A 13,295-nucleotide genomic window follows, 5' to 3' on the forward strand; every position below is an offset into this window, starting at 1 on the left:
CCTGCGTAACATTCTGGATAAGAAAATTTGACACATCCCTCCCGTTCGCAATTGTATAGACAAGCAAATACAAGAACACAAAAACAACATCACATCGGAGGGGAGCGTATGACCTATTCAGGTAAGGTGGATATTCAGCAGGTGATCGACGAGAGTCCTTTTTCAGGGTTTCACTGGCTTCTTATCGTGCTGGGCTTTCTGGTTCTGGCGATCGATGGTTTTGATACGGCAGCGATGGGCTACATCGCGCCTACGCTGTCGGCGGAGTGGGGAATACATAAACAGGATTTGGGGCCAGTGCTGAGTGCGGCGCTGCTGGGGCTGTCGCTGGGAGCCCTTGTTGCAGGTCCGGTATCGGACCGGATGGGACGCAAGCGCGTGCTGGTCTTTTCGTGCCTGTTCTTCGGCCTGGCGAGCCTGGGGACGGCCTGGGCGCAAAGCCTGAATACCCTGACGCTCTGGCGCTTTCTGACGGGTCTCGGGCTCGGCGCCGCCATGCCAAACGCCATCACGCTGATCTCAGAGTTCGCCCCCCAGCGCTGCCGCGCCATGGCGATTAATACCATGTACTGCGGCTTCCCTCTGGGTGCAGCGGGCGGCGGGGCGATCTCTTCCTGGCTAATTCCCCACCACGGCTGGCGAAGCGTGCTGCTGACCGGCGCGATTGCGCCGCTGATTTTAACCGTGCTGCTGGCGCTGCTGCTGCCGGAATCGGTGAAGTTTCTGGTGCAGCGTGGGAAAGACGTCGCGCAGGTTCGCCGCATCGCCAGCCGGTTCAGCCGCAGCACGCTGGAGAGCGTTACGGGCTTTTTCCTGGCGGAAGAGAAAGCCGCGTCTAAAAAAGGAAGCGTGGGGCAGCTGTTTTCCATGCCCTGGCTACCCGGCACCCTGATGCTGTGGGTGACCTATTTTATGGGGCTGGTGATTTACTACGTCCTGCTTAGCTGGATGCCGACGCTGATGCAGGGGATGGGTTATGCCCTGGCGGAATCCGCCTGGCTCACCTCGCTGTTTACCTTCGGCGGCACCGCAGGCATTCTGCTCGCGGGCTGGATGATGGACCGCTGGGAAGCGCACAAGGTGGTCGCAGGTGGTTTTGGGCTGACGATGGGCCTGATTCTTTTGCTTGGCCTTGAGCATAACCATATCGCCCTGTTTGGCGGGCTGATTTTCCTGATGGGGATCGCGATGAACGGCGCGCAGTCGGGCATGCAAACCCTCGCGGCCACCTTTTACCCTACCGAGTGCCGCGCGACGGGCATCGCCTGGATGCAGGGGATCGGCCGCTTTGGCGGCGTGGCGGGCACCATGACCAGCGCCCAGCTTCTTTCCATGCAGTGGCAGGCAGACAGTATTTTAATGATCCTCAGCGTGCCCGCTCTGGTGGCCGCTGCGGCAACCATCTACAAAATGCTGTACAGCCGCTCGCAGGAACCCGGCGTCGCGTAGTTCCTCTCTTTTCTGCTATTCTGCCCCCGCAATTAAGGGGGCAGCATGCTTAACATCGTTTTATTCGAACCAGAAATTCCGCCGAACACCGGCAATATCATCCGCCTGTGCGCCAACACCGGTTTTCGTTTGCACATCATTGAGCCGATGAGCTTTACGTGGGACGACAAACGCCTGCGCCGCGCGGGGCTGGATTACCATGAATTTACCGCCGTGGTTCGCCATCACGATTACGCCGCGTTTCTGGAAGCAGAGAAGCCGCAGCGCATGTTCGCCCTGACCACCAAAGGCACGCCAGCGCACAGCGCCGTGAGCTATCAGGAGGGTGACTATCTGATGTTTGGCCCGGAAACCCGCGGCCTGCCGGCCACGATCCTGGATGCCCTGCCCGCTGAGCAGAAAATCCGTATTCCGATGATGCCGGACAGCCGCAGCATGAATCTGTCGAACGCGGTGTCGGTGGTGGTGTATGAAGCCTGGCGCCAGCTGGGTTACCCGGGCGCCATTCTCAGAAGTTAAATGCCGTCACCATACTCGAAGGTATGGTGAATGCCGTTGAAGTGCTGATCCATATCCATCGAGGGCTTATCGCTGTCTGGCTTACCAACGATGCGCGCCGGTACGCCAGCGGCGGTGGTGTGCGGTGGCACGGGCTGGAGCACAACCGACCCCGCGCCAATCTTCGCGCCGCGCCCGACTTCGATATTGCCGAGGATTTTAGCACCCGCGCCAATCATCACCCCTTCACGAATTTTCGGGTGGCGATCGCCGCTGGTTTTCCCGGTACCGCCCAGGGTAACAGATTGCAGGATCGAGACGTCGTCTTCAATCACCGCCGTTTCCCCGACAACGATCCCGGTGGCGTGGTCGAGCATGATCCCGCGGCCAATCTTCGCCGCCGGGTGAATATCAACCTGAAACGTCACGGAAACCTGGTTTTGCAGGAAGATCGCCAGCGCGCGGCGGCCTTCATTCCACAGCCAGTGGCCAATGCGGTACGCCTGCAGCGCGTGGAAGCCTTTCAGGTAGAGAAGCGGCGTAGAGTATTTATCGACCGCCGGGTCACGGGTGCGCACGGCCTGGATATCACAGGCGGCAGAGGCGATCATTTCCGGGTCAGCGGCGTAAGCCTCTTCCACCACCTCACGAATCGCAATCGCGGGCATGATCGAGGACGCCAGCTTGTTGGCGAGCATATAGCTCAGGGCGCTGCCGAGGTTTTCGTGCTTGAGTAGCGTCGCGTGATAGAAACTGGCCAGCATAGGCTCACAGTCCGCCAAAGCGCGGGCTTCGGCTTTAATATTATTCCAGACGATATCCAGTTCTTCACACGGCATTGCTAACTCCAGACGATAGTTAATGACCAGCCAGTTCTGCGCTGGCTGGGTCATTCAGGTGACGATACTTCCCGGCTAATTGCTGCTGCGCTCGTCCTTGCGCGCACGACCTAATAGGGTCAATGCTGCCTCGCGCGCATTTTTTCCGCAATACAATACCTGATAAATTTCCTCGGTTATTGGCATTTCGACACCAAACCGGTGCGCCAATTCGCGGACTTCTTTGGTATTGCGGTAGCCTTCCACCACCTGTCCAATCTTCTCTTGCGCGCTTTTTACATCGCTGCCCTGTCCGAGCATCATGCCAAAGCGGCGGTTACGAGACTGGTTATCGGTACAGGTCAGCACCAGATCCCCCAGACCCGCCATCCCCATAAAGGTGGCCGGATCGGCACCCAGCGCTTCGCCCAGACGGGACATCTCGGTTAAGCCGCGGGTAATCAACGCCGTACGCGCGTTGGCGCCAAAGCCAATACCGTCAGACATCCCGGCCCCGATGGCAATCACGTTCTTCACCGCGCCACCCAACTGCACGCCGATAAAATCGGGGTTGCTGTAGACGCGGAAGCTCTTGCCGCAGTGCAGCAGTTGCTGGAGATCGTCGGAGAAGGCCTGATCGGTGGATGCCAGCGAGATCGCCGTCGGCAGGCCCGCAGCCAGCTCTTTGGCAAAGGTCGGCCCGGAGATGACCGCCAGCGGGATCTCATCCCCCAGCGCTTCGCGGGCAACGTCCTGCAGCAGACGTCCGGTTTCCGCTTCCAGCCCTTTGGTCGCCCAGACGATACGCGCATCCGGGCGCATCAGCGGCTTGATCTGATTCAGCACGTCGCCAAAGACATGGCTTGGCACCACAATCAAAATGTTGCGGCTGGCCGCCAGCGCGGTTGCAAGATCGCTTTCCAGGTGCAGGGTGTCAGGGAACGGAACGTCCGGGAGAAACGCCACATTGCAACGGTCGCGCTGCAGCGTGGCGATATGTTTTGGATCGTGGCCCCACAGGACCACGTCGTGACCATTTCTTGCCAGCGTGATGGCAAGAGCGGTGCCGTATGAGCCGGCACCGATCACAGTCATTGACGCATTAACAGTGCTCATCAGGCATCCTGATGTTGTTCGGCACCTTCGCCAGCCTGCTGCTGCAGATAGTTCATGAACAGCGCATCAAAGTTCACTGGCGCAAGGTTCAGTTGCGGGAATGTACCGCGAGAAACCAGGCTGGTGATGCATTCACGGGCATACGGGAACAGGATGTTCGGGCAGTATGCACCCAGGCAATGCGCCATCTGGTTGCCTTCGATGCCGCCGATGGAGAAGATACCGCCCTGCTGTACTTCGCACAGGAATGCAGTTTCTTCGCCCAGAGAGGCGGTCACGGTCACACGCAGTACGACTTCATACACGTCATCCGCCAGCTGGGTGGATGCGGTATCCAGATCAAGTTTAACCTCTGGCTGCCAGTCTTTCTGGAAAACGTGCGGCGCATTTGGCGCTTCGAAAGAGACATCCTTGGTGTAGATACGCTGGATCTGGAAAGTCATTTCGGTGTTGTTTTGTTCTGACATGGAAATACCCTTTTTAATTGTCCTAAAGTCTCTTAGCTCAGCAGCGGATCGAGTCCACCACGGGCGTCGAGCGCATACAAGTCATCACAGCCGCCAATGTGCTGCGCATCAATAAAAATCTGCGGAACCGTCGTACGACCACTACGTTGGATCATCTCTTCGCGTTTGATCGCGTCACCGTCGATTGGCAGTTCCTGGAACGTGACGCCTTTGCTGCTCAGCAGCGCTTTCGCACGGTGGCAGAACGGGCACGTCGCTTTGGTGTAGATCTCAATATTGGCCATGACTGAACTCCTTATTTACCGCGAACCAAAGGAAGATTTTCCCCGCTCCAGCCGGAAATCCCTTCTTTCAGTACCGTTACGTTTTCGAAGCCCGCTTTGTAAAGCGCGCTGGCAGATTCCTGCGCCTGCATACCGGTCGCATCCACAACGATAATGGGCTGGGCTTTGTGTTTCTCAAGCTCACCAACGTTGTTGGCTTTGATTTCAGCTGGCAACAGGTTGATTGCGCCGGCAATGTGACCTTTACGGAAATCGTCACGCTGACGCAGATCGACAACGACGGCATCTTCTTTGTTAATCAGACGCGTCGCTTCACCACGGGTGATAACCTTAATCTTAGACGTCAGGCTCTTAAATGTGGTGAACAGCACAGCAGCCAGCAGGCCAATCCACGCGATGCTCAGTACCGGATGGCGGCTAACGAATTGCATAATTTCTTGCATGGAGGGTAACTACTCCCGACTAAGTGATAAAAAAACCAGGACAGGAGTATACCTGTGCGTTCTGGCAAATACAGCCAGCGACCATAACCTAATCCATTTTCTGCGGCATGCCACCTAAAAAAATGCCTCAAAATGGTCCGGTCAGCATCTTGCCCCCGCGTTTTCTTTGATCTTCTGCGGCTATTTGATCGATTCAGCTGTAGTAAAATTACGCAAATTTTGACTCTTGAGCATGAGGTTGTTGCAATGTCGGTTTCTAAAAAACCTATGGTACTGGTGATTCTGGATGGCTATGGCTACCGTGAAGATAGCCAGGATAACGCTATTTTCAACGCAAAAACCCCGGTCATGGATGCACTGTGGGCAAAACGTCCGCATACCCTGATTGACGCATCCGGTCTGGAAGTGGGCCTGCCGGATCGCCAGATGGGCAACTCCGAAGTTGGCCACGTTAACCTCGGCGCGGGTCGTATCGTGTATCAGGATCTGACCCGTCTGGACGTCGAAATCAAAGAACGCACCTTCTTCGCTAACCCGGTTCTCTGCGGTGCGGTAGATAAAGCCGTTGCGGCAGGTAAAGCGGTGCACATCATGGGTCTGCTCTCCGCAGGCGGCGTGCACAGCCACGAGGATCACATCATGGCGATGGTTGAACTGGCCGCTGAACGCGGTGCGGAAAAAATCTACCTGCACGCCTTCCTGGACGGTCGCGACACGCCACCGCGCAGCGCAGAAGGGTCCCTGAAAGCTTTCGAAGACAAATTCGCTGCGCTGGGCAAAGGCCGCGTGGCCTCCATCATTGGCCGTTACTACGCTATGGACCGCGACAACCGCTGGGATCGCGTTGAACAGGCCTATGACCTGATGACTCTGGCAAAAGGGGAATTCCAGTTCCCGACTGCGGTTGAAGCGCTGGAAGCCGCTTACGCGCGTGATGAAAACGATGAATTCGTGAAAGCGAGCGTGATCCGCGCTGAAGGCCAGGCCGATGCCGCAATGGAAGATGGCGACGCGCTGATCTTCATGAACTTCCGCGCTGACCGCGCGCGCGAAATCACCCGTGCGTTCGTCAACAGCGACTTCGACGGTTTTGCCCGTAAGAAAGTGGTTAACATCGACTTTATCCAGCTGACCGAATACGCAGCAGATATCAACGCGCCTTGCGCTTACCCACCAGCCTCGCTGGCTAACACCTTCGGTGAGTGGATGGCGAAGAACGACAAAACGCAGCTGCGTATTTCCGAAACGGAAAAATACGCGCACGTGACCTTCTTCTTTAACGGCGGCGTTGAAGAGCCGTTCAAAGGCGAAGAGCGCATTCTGATCAACTCGCCGAAAGTTGCGACTTACGATCTACAGCCAGAGATGAGCTCTGCGGAATTGACTGAAAAACTGGTCGCGGCCATCGAAAGCGGCAAGTACGACACCATCATCTGTAACTACCCGAACGGCGACATGGTCGGCCATACCGGCGTAATGGAAGCGGCAGTGAAGGCGGTTGAAGCGCTGGACCACTGCGTTGAGCAGGTTGCGAAAGCGGTTGAGTCCGTTGGCGGCCAGCTGCTGATCACCGCTGACCACGGTAACGCCGAGCAGATGCGTGACCCGGCAACCGGTCAGGCGCACACCGCCCATACCAACCTGCCTGTTCCGCTGATTTATGTGGGTGATAAATCAGTGAAAGCAGTAGAAGGCGGTAAGCTTTCCGACATCGCGCCAACCATGTTGTCGCTGATGGGTATGCCGATCCCTGAAGAGATGACTGGTAAGCCGCTGTTCATCGTGGAATAATCGCTCCCCATGAGGGGAAAGGCGATTTTTTCAATCACATGGGTCGTGAAGCCGCTTAGGCTATCAGTCAGACCTCTGCTTTGCGCCAGCGCACTCAGCGCTGGCGTATTGCTGTGCGCCGCATCCGCCCACGCGGATGACCGCGACCAGCTGAAATCCATTCAGGCCGATATCGCCGCCAAAGAGCGTGCGGTACGCCAGCAGCAACAGCAGCGCGCCACCCTGCTCGCCCAGCTTAAGCAGCAGGAAGAGGCCATCTCCGCTGCCGCACGTAAACTCCGTGAAACGCAAAACACCCTCACCCAGTTGAACAAACAGATCGACGAGATGAATGCGTCGATTGCCAAACTGGAGCGCCAGCGTGATGCGCAGGAGCGCAACCTCGCAGCACAGCTGGATGCCGCATTCCGCCAGGGTGAGCATACCGGACTCCAGCTGATCCTCAGCGGTGAAGAGAGCCAGCGCGGCCAGCGTCTGCAGGCCTATTTCGGCTATCTGAACCAGGCGCGTCAGGAGACCATTGCACAGCTGAAACAAACGCGTGAAGAGGTCTCCACCCAAAAAGCGGAGCTGGAAGAGAAGCAGAGCCAGCAGCAGACGTTGCTCTACGAACAAAAAGCGCAGCAGGCGAAACTTGAGCAGGCCCGTAACGAACGCAAGAAAACGCTGTCGGGTCTTGAGTCCTCCATTCAGGCAGGACAGAGCCAGCTGAGCGAAATGCGCGCCAACGAATCAAAACTGCGTAACAGCATTGCCCGTGCGGAAGCCGCAGCGAAGGCGCGCGCCGAAAAAGAGGCCCGCGAGGCGCAGGCGGTTCGCGACAAGCAGCAGGAAGCCTCCCGCAAAGGGACCACCTACAAGCCAAGCGAAAGCGAACGCTCCCTGATGTCGCGTACCGGCGGTCTGGGTTCCCCGCGCGGTCAGGCCTACTGGCCCGTTCGCGGCACTATTCTGCATCGCTATGGCGAACAGCTGCAGGGTGAGCTACGTTGGAAAGGGATCGTTATCGGTGCGTCTGAAGGTAGCGAAGTGAAAGCCATCGCCGATGGCCGCGTGATCCTGGCCGACTGGCTGCAGGGTTACGGGCTGGTGGTGGTGGTCGAGCATGGTAAAGGCGACATGAGTCTTTACGGCTACAACCAGAGCGCGCTGGTCAGCGTCGGCACCCAGGTGCGCGCCGGCCAACCCATCGCCCTTGTGGGCAGCAGTGGCGGTCAGGGCCGCCCGTCACTCTATTTCGAAATTCGTCGTCAGGGTCAGGCGGTCAATCCACAGCCGTGGTTGGGAAGATAAGTTTTGCTTCAATTTCGTCGAATGGTTCTCTCCGTCGTCAGCGCACTGGCGCTGGCTGCACCGGTATATGCAGGTAAACTCGCCATCGTGATTGATGACTTCGGTTATCGACCACACTATGAAAATCAGGTGCTGGCGATGCCATCAGCCATCTCCGTCGCCGTCCTGCCGAATGCGCCTCACGCGCATGAAATGGCGACCAAAGCGCACAATAGCGGCCACCAGGTCCTCATCCATCTTCCGATGGCACCGCTCAGCAAGCAGCCGCTGGAAAAAGACACCCTGCGCCCGGATATGAGCAGCGATGAGATCGAACGCATCATCCGCGACGCTTACAACAAGGTGCCGTATGCCGTGGGTCTGAACAACCATATGGGTAGCGCGATGACCTCCAGCCTGTACGGTATGCTGAAGGTGATGCAGGCGCTGGAGCGTTACAATCTCTATTTCCTCGACAGCATGACCATTGGCAACAGCCAGGCGATGCGTGCCGCTCAGGGTACGGGTGTGAAGGTCATTAAGCGTAAAGTCTTCCTGGACGATTCCCAGAACGAAGCGGATATCCGCGTGCAGTTCAACCGCGCGGTAGCGCTGGCGCGCCGTAACGGTTCGGCGATTGCCATCGGGCATCCGCATCCGTCTACCGTTCGCGTTTTGCAGCAAATGCTGCCGAGCTTACCCGCCGATATCACGCTGGTACGCCCGAGCGATCTGCTGAACGAGCCGCAGGTGGATACCTCTACGCCGAATTCTGCGCAGCCCGTCCCGACGGCACCGCGTAACCCGTTCCGCGGCGTGAAGCGCTGTGTACCGAAGCAGCCGCTAGAACCGGTCTACGCGACCCGCGTCTTCTCTGTCATCGGAGACAGCATCAGTAACAGTACGCTGGTGAAATACGTCCAGCAGCAGTGGCAGGGATGGGGCAAGAAAGCCTGACGCTTATTTCGCAATCTGAGAGCCCGTCTGCTCATTCGCAACGGGCTCTTTTTTCTCCTGATGCAAATACCAGGATTTGAAATACTTCAAAAAGCTGTAGGCTGTGGCATACAGTCCTGTCGCCACCCCCACTTTACCCTGACGCCAGGCGCCGCTAAACAAATACCATTTAAAAAAAGCCCCGATGGCACTGATGATGCCGCGCCCGATAGAGGGGCGTATTTTATGATATTGTACCAGACGGGTTGTATAACAATTTAATTTGTTAAAAAGCTCATGCAGAGTGGGAAACGTATCATGTTTTACATAGCCCGGAATACATTCACAACGGAGAAAACCTTCCACCTGATCGTCTACCGGTCTGTTATTAAATCGGGACTGTTTACGGTTAAAAAGACGTACAGGGTAATCAGGGGATGAAACAGGATAGATCGTCCGGACTTCTTCACCCAGAACAAACCAGTGGCGGCATATTCGCCATGCCGTTCCGGGGTCAGGCTCATCACCTGCTTTTAACGCTGAAATAGCATCAACTGTTTCCTGGTCAAGAATTTCATCACTGTCGATGCACAGGACCCAGTCATTGCTGGCTAAGGATATGGCATGATTCATCTGCTCGCCATGCCAGCCAAATTTTTTATAGACAGGGAGCAGTCCATAGCTCTCACAAATAAAACGTGTTTTGTCCGTACTGCCTGAATCTACAACGACGATCTCATCCGCTATTTTTAAAAGAGGCGGAATAACATCGTGCAATAATCTTTCAGAATTAAACGTTAATAAGCAGATCGTTATTTTAAACATGTTTCCACTCTCAACAGCAGCATAAATGAATATGATTAATACTATATAAATGAGTAGAGATGATTAAAGTCCTGAATCACACTTTTCAAATAAGCACGTATGACGATTTGTCTAATTCTGAAGCGCAATAAAATAGAAAAATCTATTTTATTTCAACAGATTCTTTATAATGCAGTCAGATGAAGGGTAGCACACGGATTCAGACATGCCGCACAAAAGTAAAATTCTCCTCCTGGATACGGGTAAAGAATGGGGGGGAGGCACCAACAGTATGCTTGAGCTCCTGAAGCGGATCAATCGCGATAAATTCGATATTACGTGTTGTTTTTACAGTGATTATAGCCGCGCTGAAGGTGAGACGATTGGTCAGGTGCTCAACAGCATCGGGATCCCGCTCATCGTGATCCCTCAGCGTCAGCAGCCGCTCTGGGCCAAATTACTGAAGGAAGCGGGACGTAGCCTGCTGTTTTTCTCACGCGGCGCCCGTAAGACATTGACTCGTTACGTGGATATCCTGTGGCGAATCAGGCCTAACGTCAGCAAAATCGAGACGCTTTTCATGGAGGGCGGTTTCGATACGCTCTATATGAATAACCAACCCGGCTCAAATGAGGAAGGCTATCTCGCGGCAGCGAAACTGCAGGCGCGGTTGATTCAGCACTGTCGCATTGAACCTGTATTGACCCCACCGCTGGTGAAGCTGGTCAACGCACATGCCACAAAAATCATCGCGGTTTCGCACGGCGTTGAACGCGTGTTGCTTCAGCATGGCGTCCGGCCCGAGCTGTGTACGACAGTCAATAATGCCATCGACATCCACCAGCCTTTACCTGACCGACGCGCGATGCGCCAGCGCCTTGGTATCGATGCCGATACGTTTGTTTTTGGTAGCATTGGCTCATTAATCCCGCGTAAAGCCAATCACCATACCCTGGAGGCGCTTGCAAAGTTCAGCCAGAAGCACCCGCAGGCGAAATGGAAAATGGTGCTGGTCGGCGAAGGTGCTGAGCGCCGCGCTTTAGCGGAACAGGCGCGAACACTGGGCATTGAGCATCACGTGATTTTCACCGGTTTTCAGAATACCCCGTTTGATTACCTCGCTACGTTTGACGCCTTTATTCTCGCCTCAAAAAGCGAAGGGCTACCTCGCGTGGTGCTGGAAGCGATGCTTCTCAATATCCCTGTTATTGGGTCTGCGGTGACCGGCACGGCGGAACTGATTGACCATGACTCGACGGGGCTCCTCTTCCCCTGGAGCGATGTTTCACAACTGGCACAGCATCTTGACAGCATCTGGACAGATGCGGCGCTGCGGGCTCGACTGGCTGCAGCTGCATATCAGAACGTTTGTCAGAACTATGCTATCGAAAACTATGTCAGCGGTGTCGAAGCCGTGCTTGGCGCGCACTAACCAAACGAGATAACTATGTTTAAATTTCTTAATGCTCGCTATCGTCATATCACCGGGCGACACAACATTCCTTATAGCGCGTTGTCAGTGACGGGCGGACTTGCTCCGGTGGATTCTATTGTGATTCCGTGTACCGGCGCAGATTTCGTCGAAGAAGCATTACTCTCTGCCACCTTTGCGGAACGTTATGCCACCGGAGTGAGCGAAATCGTCATCGTCAGCGATCAACCCGAATCCGCCTTTGGCGTACTGCCGCTTAAAACCCGCGTTGTAACGCTTAACCTTCCGGTGCGTGAGGAAGGTTACCGCTATAAGCAGATTTACCTCAGCCGTCTGGTGAAGCTTAACGCTCCATTGCAGGCTCGTGGTGAAGGTATTCTGATGATCGATTCCGATCTCAACCTGCTGAAAATGCCCGAGATCAAAATTGCGAATATGCATCTTTACTCCAGCTTCCGTCAGGGGAAAATGATTGCCAAGCTAGACGGTGCGCCAATGGAGAAAGTACCAGCATATTACAAAGATATGGTACGTCCGTATCTGGTCGATCATGTTAATAGTGCCTTCCTTGCTGCTACCCAAAAGACATGGCGTCGTATCTGCCCACTATGGCTGTCACTGTTTCAGGATACCTGGGAACTGATGGACGACAGTCAGCCCCCGACAGATCAATTGCCGCTCACTGCCCTGCTGGACATGCTGGATTTAAAAACGGTTAACCTTGGAGACTGGGTAAACTGGCCTGTATCCAAGAAGATCGGCGGTCAGGAAGCCGTTGTGCCAAAAGAGGTGATTGGCGCGCACGGGGGTTTCCCGCTTTCCGAATGGCAGAAGTATCTGGAATCTCCGGATAACAAATTGCTGTTCAAAGGGCAGGACTATACCCGCAAGGTGCGCTACCTGACGGACGAAGAGAAAAAGAATCAGTAAAAAAGGGGCCGCTGGCCCCTTTTTTATTACTTATCCCAGCTCAGGATCACTTTCCCTGACTGACCGGAACGCATCGCGTCGAAGCCCTGCTGGAACTCATCGATGGAGAAACGGTGAGTGATAATCGGGGACAGATCCAGGCCGGACTGGATCAGCGCTGCCATCTTGTACCAGGTTTCGAACATCTCGCGGCCATAGATGCCTTTGATGAACAGCCCTTTGAAGATGACTTTGTTCCAGTCGATGGACATATCTGACGGCGGAATGCCCAGCATCGCGATACGGCCACCGTGGTTCATGGTGTCCAGCATGGTGCGGAACGCCGGCGGCGCGCCGGACATCTCCAGGCCGACGTCAAAGCCTTCGGTCATACCCAACTCTTCCATCACGTCGGTCAGGCTCTCTTTCGAGACATCCACCGCGCGGGTGACGCCCATTTTGCGCGCCAGCGACAGGCGGTATTCATTCACGTCGGTGATCACCACGTTGCGCGCGCCCACGTGCTTCGCCACGGCTGCCGCCATAATGCCGATTGGGCCGGCGCCGGAAACCAGCACGTCTTCACCTACCAGGTCGAAGGAGAGCGCGGTGTGTACCGCATTGCCGAACGGGTCGAAGATGGAGGCCAGATCGTCAGAGATATTGTCCGGGATTTTGAAGGCGTTAAACGCCGGGATCACCAGGTATTCCGCGAAGCAGCCCGGACGGTTTACGCCCACGCCGACGGTGTTGCGGCACAGGTGCGTACGGCCACCGCGACAGTTACGGCAGTGACCGCAGGTAATATGGCCTTCACCAGAGACGCGATCGCCAATGCTAAAGCCTTTGACTTCCTGGCCGATGCCGACCACTTCACCAACATATTCGTGACCGACAACCATTGGGACAGGAATGGTTTTTTGCGACCACTGATCCCAGTTGTAGATGTGAACGTCAGTACCGCAGATGGCGGTTTTACGAATTTTGATCAGCAGATCGTTATGACCGACTTCCGGCTCCGGCACGTCGGTCATCCAAATCCCTTCTTCCGCTTTCAGTTTGGATAACGCTTTCAT

General features: G+C 55.5%; 14 protein-coding genes. 7 read left to right on the plus strand and 7 right to left on the minus strand.

Annotated features, from left to right (window positions below; genetic code table 11):
* Positions 1-108 precede the first annotated feature (108 nt).
* Positions 109-1,449: an aromatic acid/H+ symport family MFS transporter gene (locus A6013_RS15045; protein WP_069733346.1), complete on the plus strand. Its 1,341-nt coding sequence runs from the start codon at positions 109-111 to the stop codon at positions 1,447-1,449.
* Between the two features lie 45 nt (positions 1,450-1,494).
* The gene (gene trmL, locus A6013_RS15050) at positions 1,495-1,968 is read left to right on the plus strand and encodes a tRNA (uridine(34)/cytosine(34)/5-carboxymethylaminomethyluridine(34)-2'-O)-methyltransferase TrmL (RefSeq protein WP_069733347.1); all 474 of its coding nucleotides are present in this window, start codon (positions 1,495-1,497) and stop codon (positions 1,966-1,968) included.
* Here the strand turns inward: trmL and cysE are convergent.
* The 5 genes from cysE to A6013_RS15075 all read right to left on the minus strand — a co-directional run bounded on the left by cysE (position 1,965) and on the right by A6013_RS15075 (position 5,075).
* On the minus strand, positions 1,965-2,786 hold the full coding sequence (gene cysE / locus A6013_RS15055) for a serine O-acetyltransferase (RefSeq protein WP_008502718.1): 822 nt from the start codon (positions 2,784-2,786) through the stop codon (positions 1,965-1,967). The two genes, trmL and cysE, sit on opposite strands and share 4 nt — an antisense overlap.
* 75 nt (positions 2,787-2,861) lie before the next feature.
* Entirely contained in the window at positions 2,862-3,881 is a 1,020-nt protein-coding gene (gene gpsA / locus A6013_RS15060; protein WP_045630251.1) for an NAD(P)H-dependent glycerol-3-phosphate dehydrogenase, read from the minus strand.
* Positions 3,881-4,348, minus strand: a complete 468-nt coding sequence (gene secB, locus A6013_RS15065; protein WP_003860835.1) for a protein-export chaperone SecB — start codon at positions 4,346-4,348, stop codon at positions 3,881-3,883. Before secB ends, gpsA begins: the two co-directional genes overlap by 1 nt.
* A gap of 32 nt (positions 4,349-4,380) precedes the next feature.
* Positions 4,381-4,632: a glutaredoxin 3 gene (grxC, locus tag A6013_RS15070; RefSeq protein ID WP_028015037.1), complete on the minus strand. Its 252-nt coding sequence runs from the start codon at positions 4,630-4,632 to the stop codon at positions 4,381-4,383.
* Positions 4,633-4,643: 11 nt separating this feature from the next.
* Entirely contained in the window at positions 4,644-5,075 is a 432-nt protein-coding gene (locus A6013_RS15075; protein WP_014882007.1) for a rhodanese-like domain-containing protein, read from the minus strand.
* Between the two features lie 246 nt (positions 5,076-5,321).
* On the opposite strand from A6013_RS15075, the gene gpmM reads away from it, so the two are divergent.
* The 3 genes from gpmM to A6013_RS15090 are packed head-to-tail and all read left to right on the plus strand — an operon-like array spanning position 5,322 to position 9,095.
* On the plus strand, positions 5,322-6,866 hold the full coding sequence (gene gpmM / locus A6013_RS15080; RefSeq protein ID WP_063155196.1) for a 2,3-bisphosphoglycerate-independent phosphoglycerate mutase: 1,545 nt from the start codon (positions 5,322-5,324) through the stop codon (positions 6,864-6,866).
* A gap of 33 nt (positions 6,867-6,899) precedes the next feature.
* A complete protein-coding gene (gene envC / locus A6013_RS15085; RefSeq protein WP_231940812.1) occupies positions 6,900-8,159 on the plus strand; it encodes a murein hydrolase activator EnvC in 1,260 nt (419 codons plus the stop codon).
* A 3-nt stretch (positions 8,160-8,162) separates the two neighbouring features.
* A complete protein-coding gene (locus A6013_RS15090) occupies positions 8,163-9,095 on the plus strand; it encodes a divergent polysaccharide deacetylase family protein (protein ID WP_175437389.1) in 933 nt (310 codons plus the stop codon).
* Between the two features lie 3 nt (positions 9,096-9,098).
* Here A6013_RS15090 and A6013_RS15095 read toward each other — a convergent pair whose 3' ends face one another.
* The gene (locus tag A6013_RS15095) at positions 9,099-9,899 is read right to left on the minus strand and encodes a glycosyltransferase family 2 protein (protein WP_069733349.1); all 801 of its coding nucleotides are present in this window, start codon (positions 9,897-9,899) and stop codon (positions 9,099-9,101) included.
* Between the two features lie 205 nt (positions 9,900-10,104).
* On the opposite strand from A6013_RS15095, the gene A6013_RS15100 reads away from it, so the two are divergent.
* Positions 10,105-11,310, plus strand: a complete 1,206-nt coding sequence (locus tag A6013_RS15100; RefSeq protein WP_069733350.1) for a glycosyltransferase — start codon at positions 10,105-10,107, stop codon at positions 11,308-11,310.
* A 15-nt stretch (positions 11,311-11,325) separates the two neighbouring features.
* Positions 11,326-12,240: a hypothetical protein gene (locus A6013_RS15105; protein WP_069733351.1), complete on the plus strand. Its 915-nt coding sequence runs from the start codon at positions 11,326-11,328 to the stop codon at positions 12,238-12,240.
* Positions 12,241-12,266: 26 nt separating this feature from the next.
* Here A6013_RS15105 and tdh read toward each other — a convergent pair whose 3' ends face one another.
* Complete coding sequence (gene tdh / locus A6013_RS15110; RefSeq protein WP_006812404.1) at positions 12,267-13,295, minus strand: L-threonine 3-dehydrogenase; 1,029 nt, start codon at positions 13,293-13,295, stop codon at positions 12,267-12,269.

The sequence above is a fragment of the Enterobacter sp. IF2SW-B1 genome (genome assembly GCF_001743375.1).
GTDB lineage: Bacteria > Pseudomonadota > Gammaproteobacteria > Enterobacterales > Enterobacteriaceae > Enterobacter > Enterobacter bugandensis.

Bases quoted from the DNA above. Each gene is read 5' to 3' on its own strand.
- A6013_RS15095 (WP_069733349.1), bottom strand. From the start codon at position 9,899: ATGTTTAAAATAACGATCTGCTTATTAACGTTTAATTCTGAAAGATTA.
- A6013_RS15100 (WP_069733350.1), top strand. From the start codon at position 10,105: ATGCCGCACAAAAGTAAAATTCTCCTCCTGGATACGGGTAAAGAATGG.
- gpmM (WP_063155196.1), top strand. From the start codon at position 5,322: ATGTCGGTTTCTAAAAAACCTATGGTACTGGTGATTCTGGATGGCTAT.
- grxC (WP_028015037.1), bottom strand. From the start codon at position 4,632: ATGGCCAATATTGAGATCTACACCAAAGCGACGTGCCCGTTCTGCCAC.
- A6013_RS15045 (WP_069733346.1), top strand. From the start codon at position 109: ATGACCTATTCAGGTAAGGTGGATATTCAGCAGGTGATCGACGAGAGT.
- A6013_RS15105 (WP_069733351.1), top strand. From the start codon at position 11,326: ATGTTTAAATTTCTTAATGCTCGCTATCGTCATATCACCGGGCGACAC.
- tdh (WP_006812404.1), bottom strand. From the start codon at position 13,295: ATGAAAGCGTTATCCAAACTGAAAGCGGAAGAAGGGATTTGGATGACC.
- trmL (WP_069733347.1), top strand. From the start codon at position 1,495: ATGCTTAACATCGTTTTATTCGAACCAGAAATTCCGCCGAACACCGGC.
- secB (WP_003860835.1), bottom strand. From the start codon at position 4,348: ATGTCAGAACAAAACAACACCGAAATGACTTTCCAGATCCAGCGTATC.
- gpsA (WP_045630251.1), bottom strand. From the start codon at position 3,881: ATGAGCACTGTTAATGCGTCAATGACTGTGATCGGTGCCGGCTCATAC.
- A6013_RS15075 (WP_014882007.1), bottom strand. From the start codon at position 5,075: ATGCAAGAAATTATGCAATTCGTTAGCCGCCATCCGGTACTGAGCATC.
- cysE (WP_008502718.1), bottom strand. From the start codon at position 2,786: ATGCCGTGTGAAGAACTGGATATCGTCTGGAATAATATTAAAGCCGAA.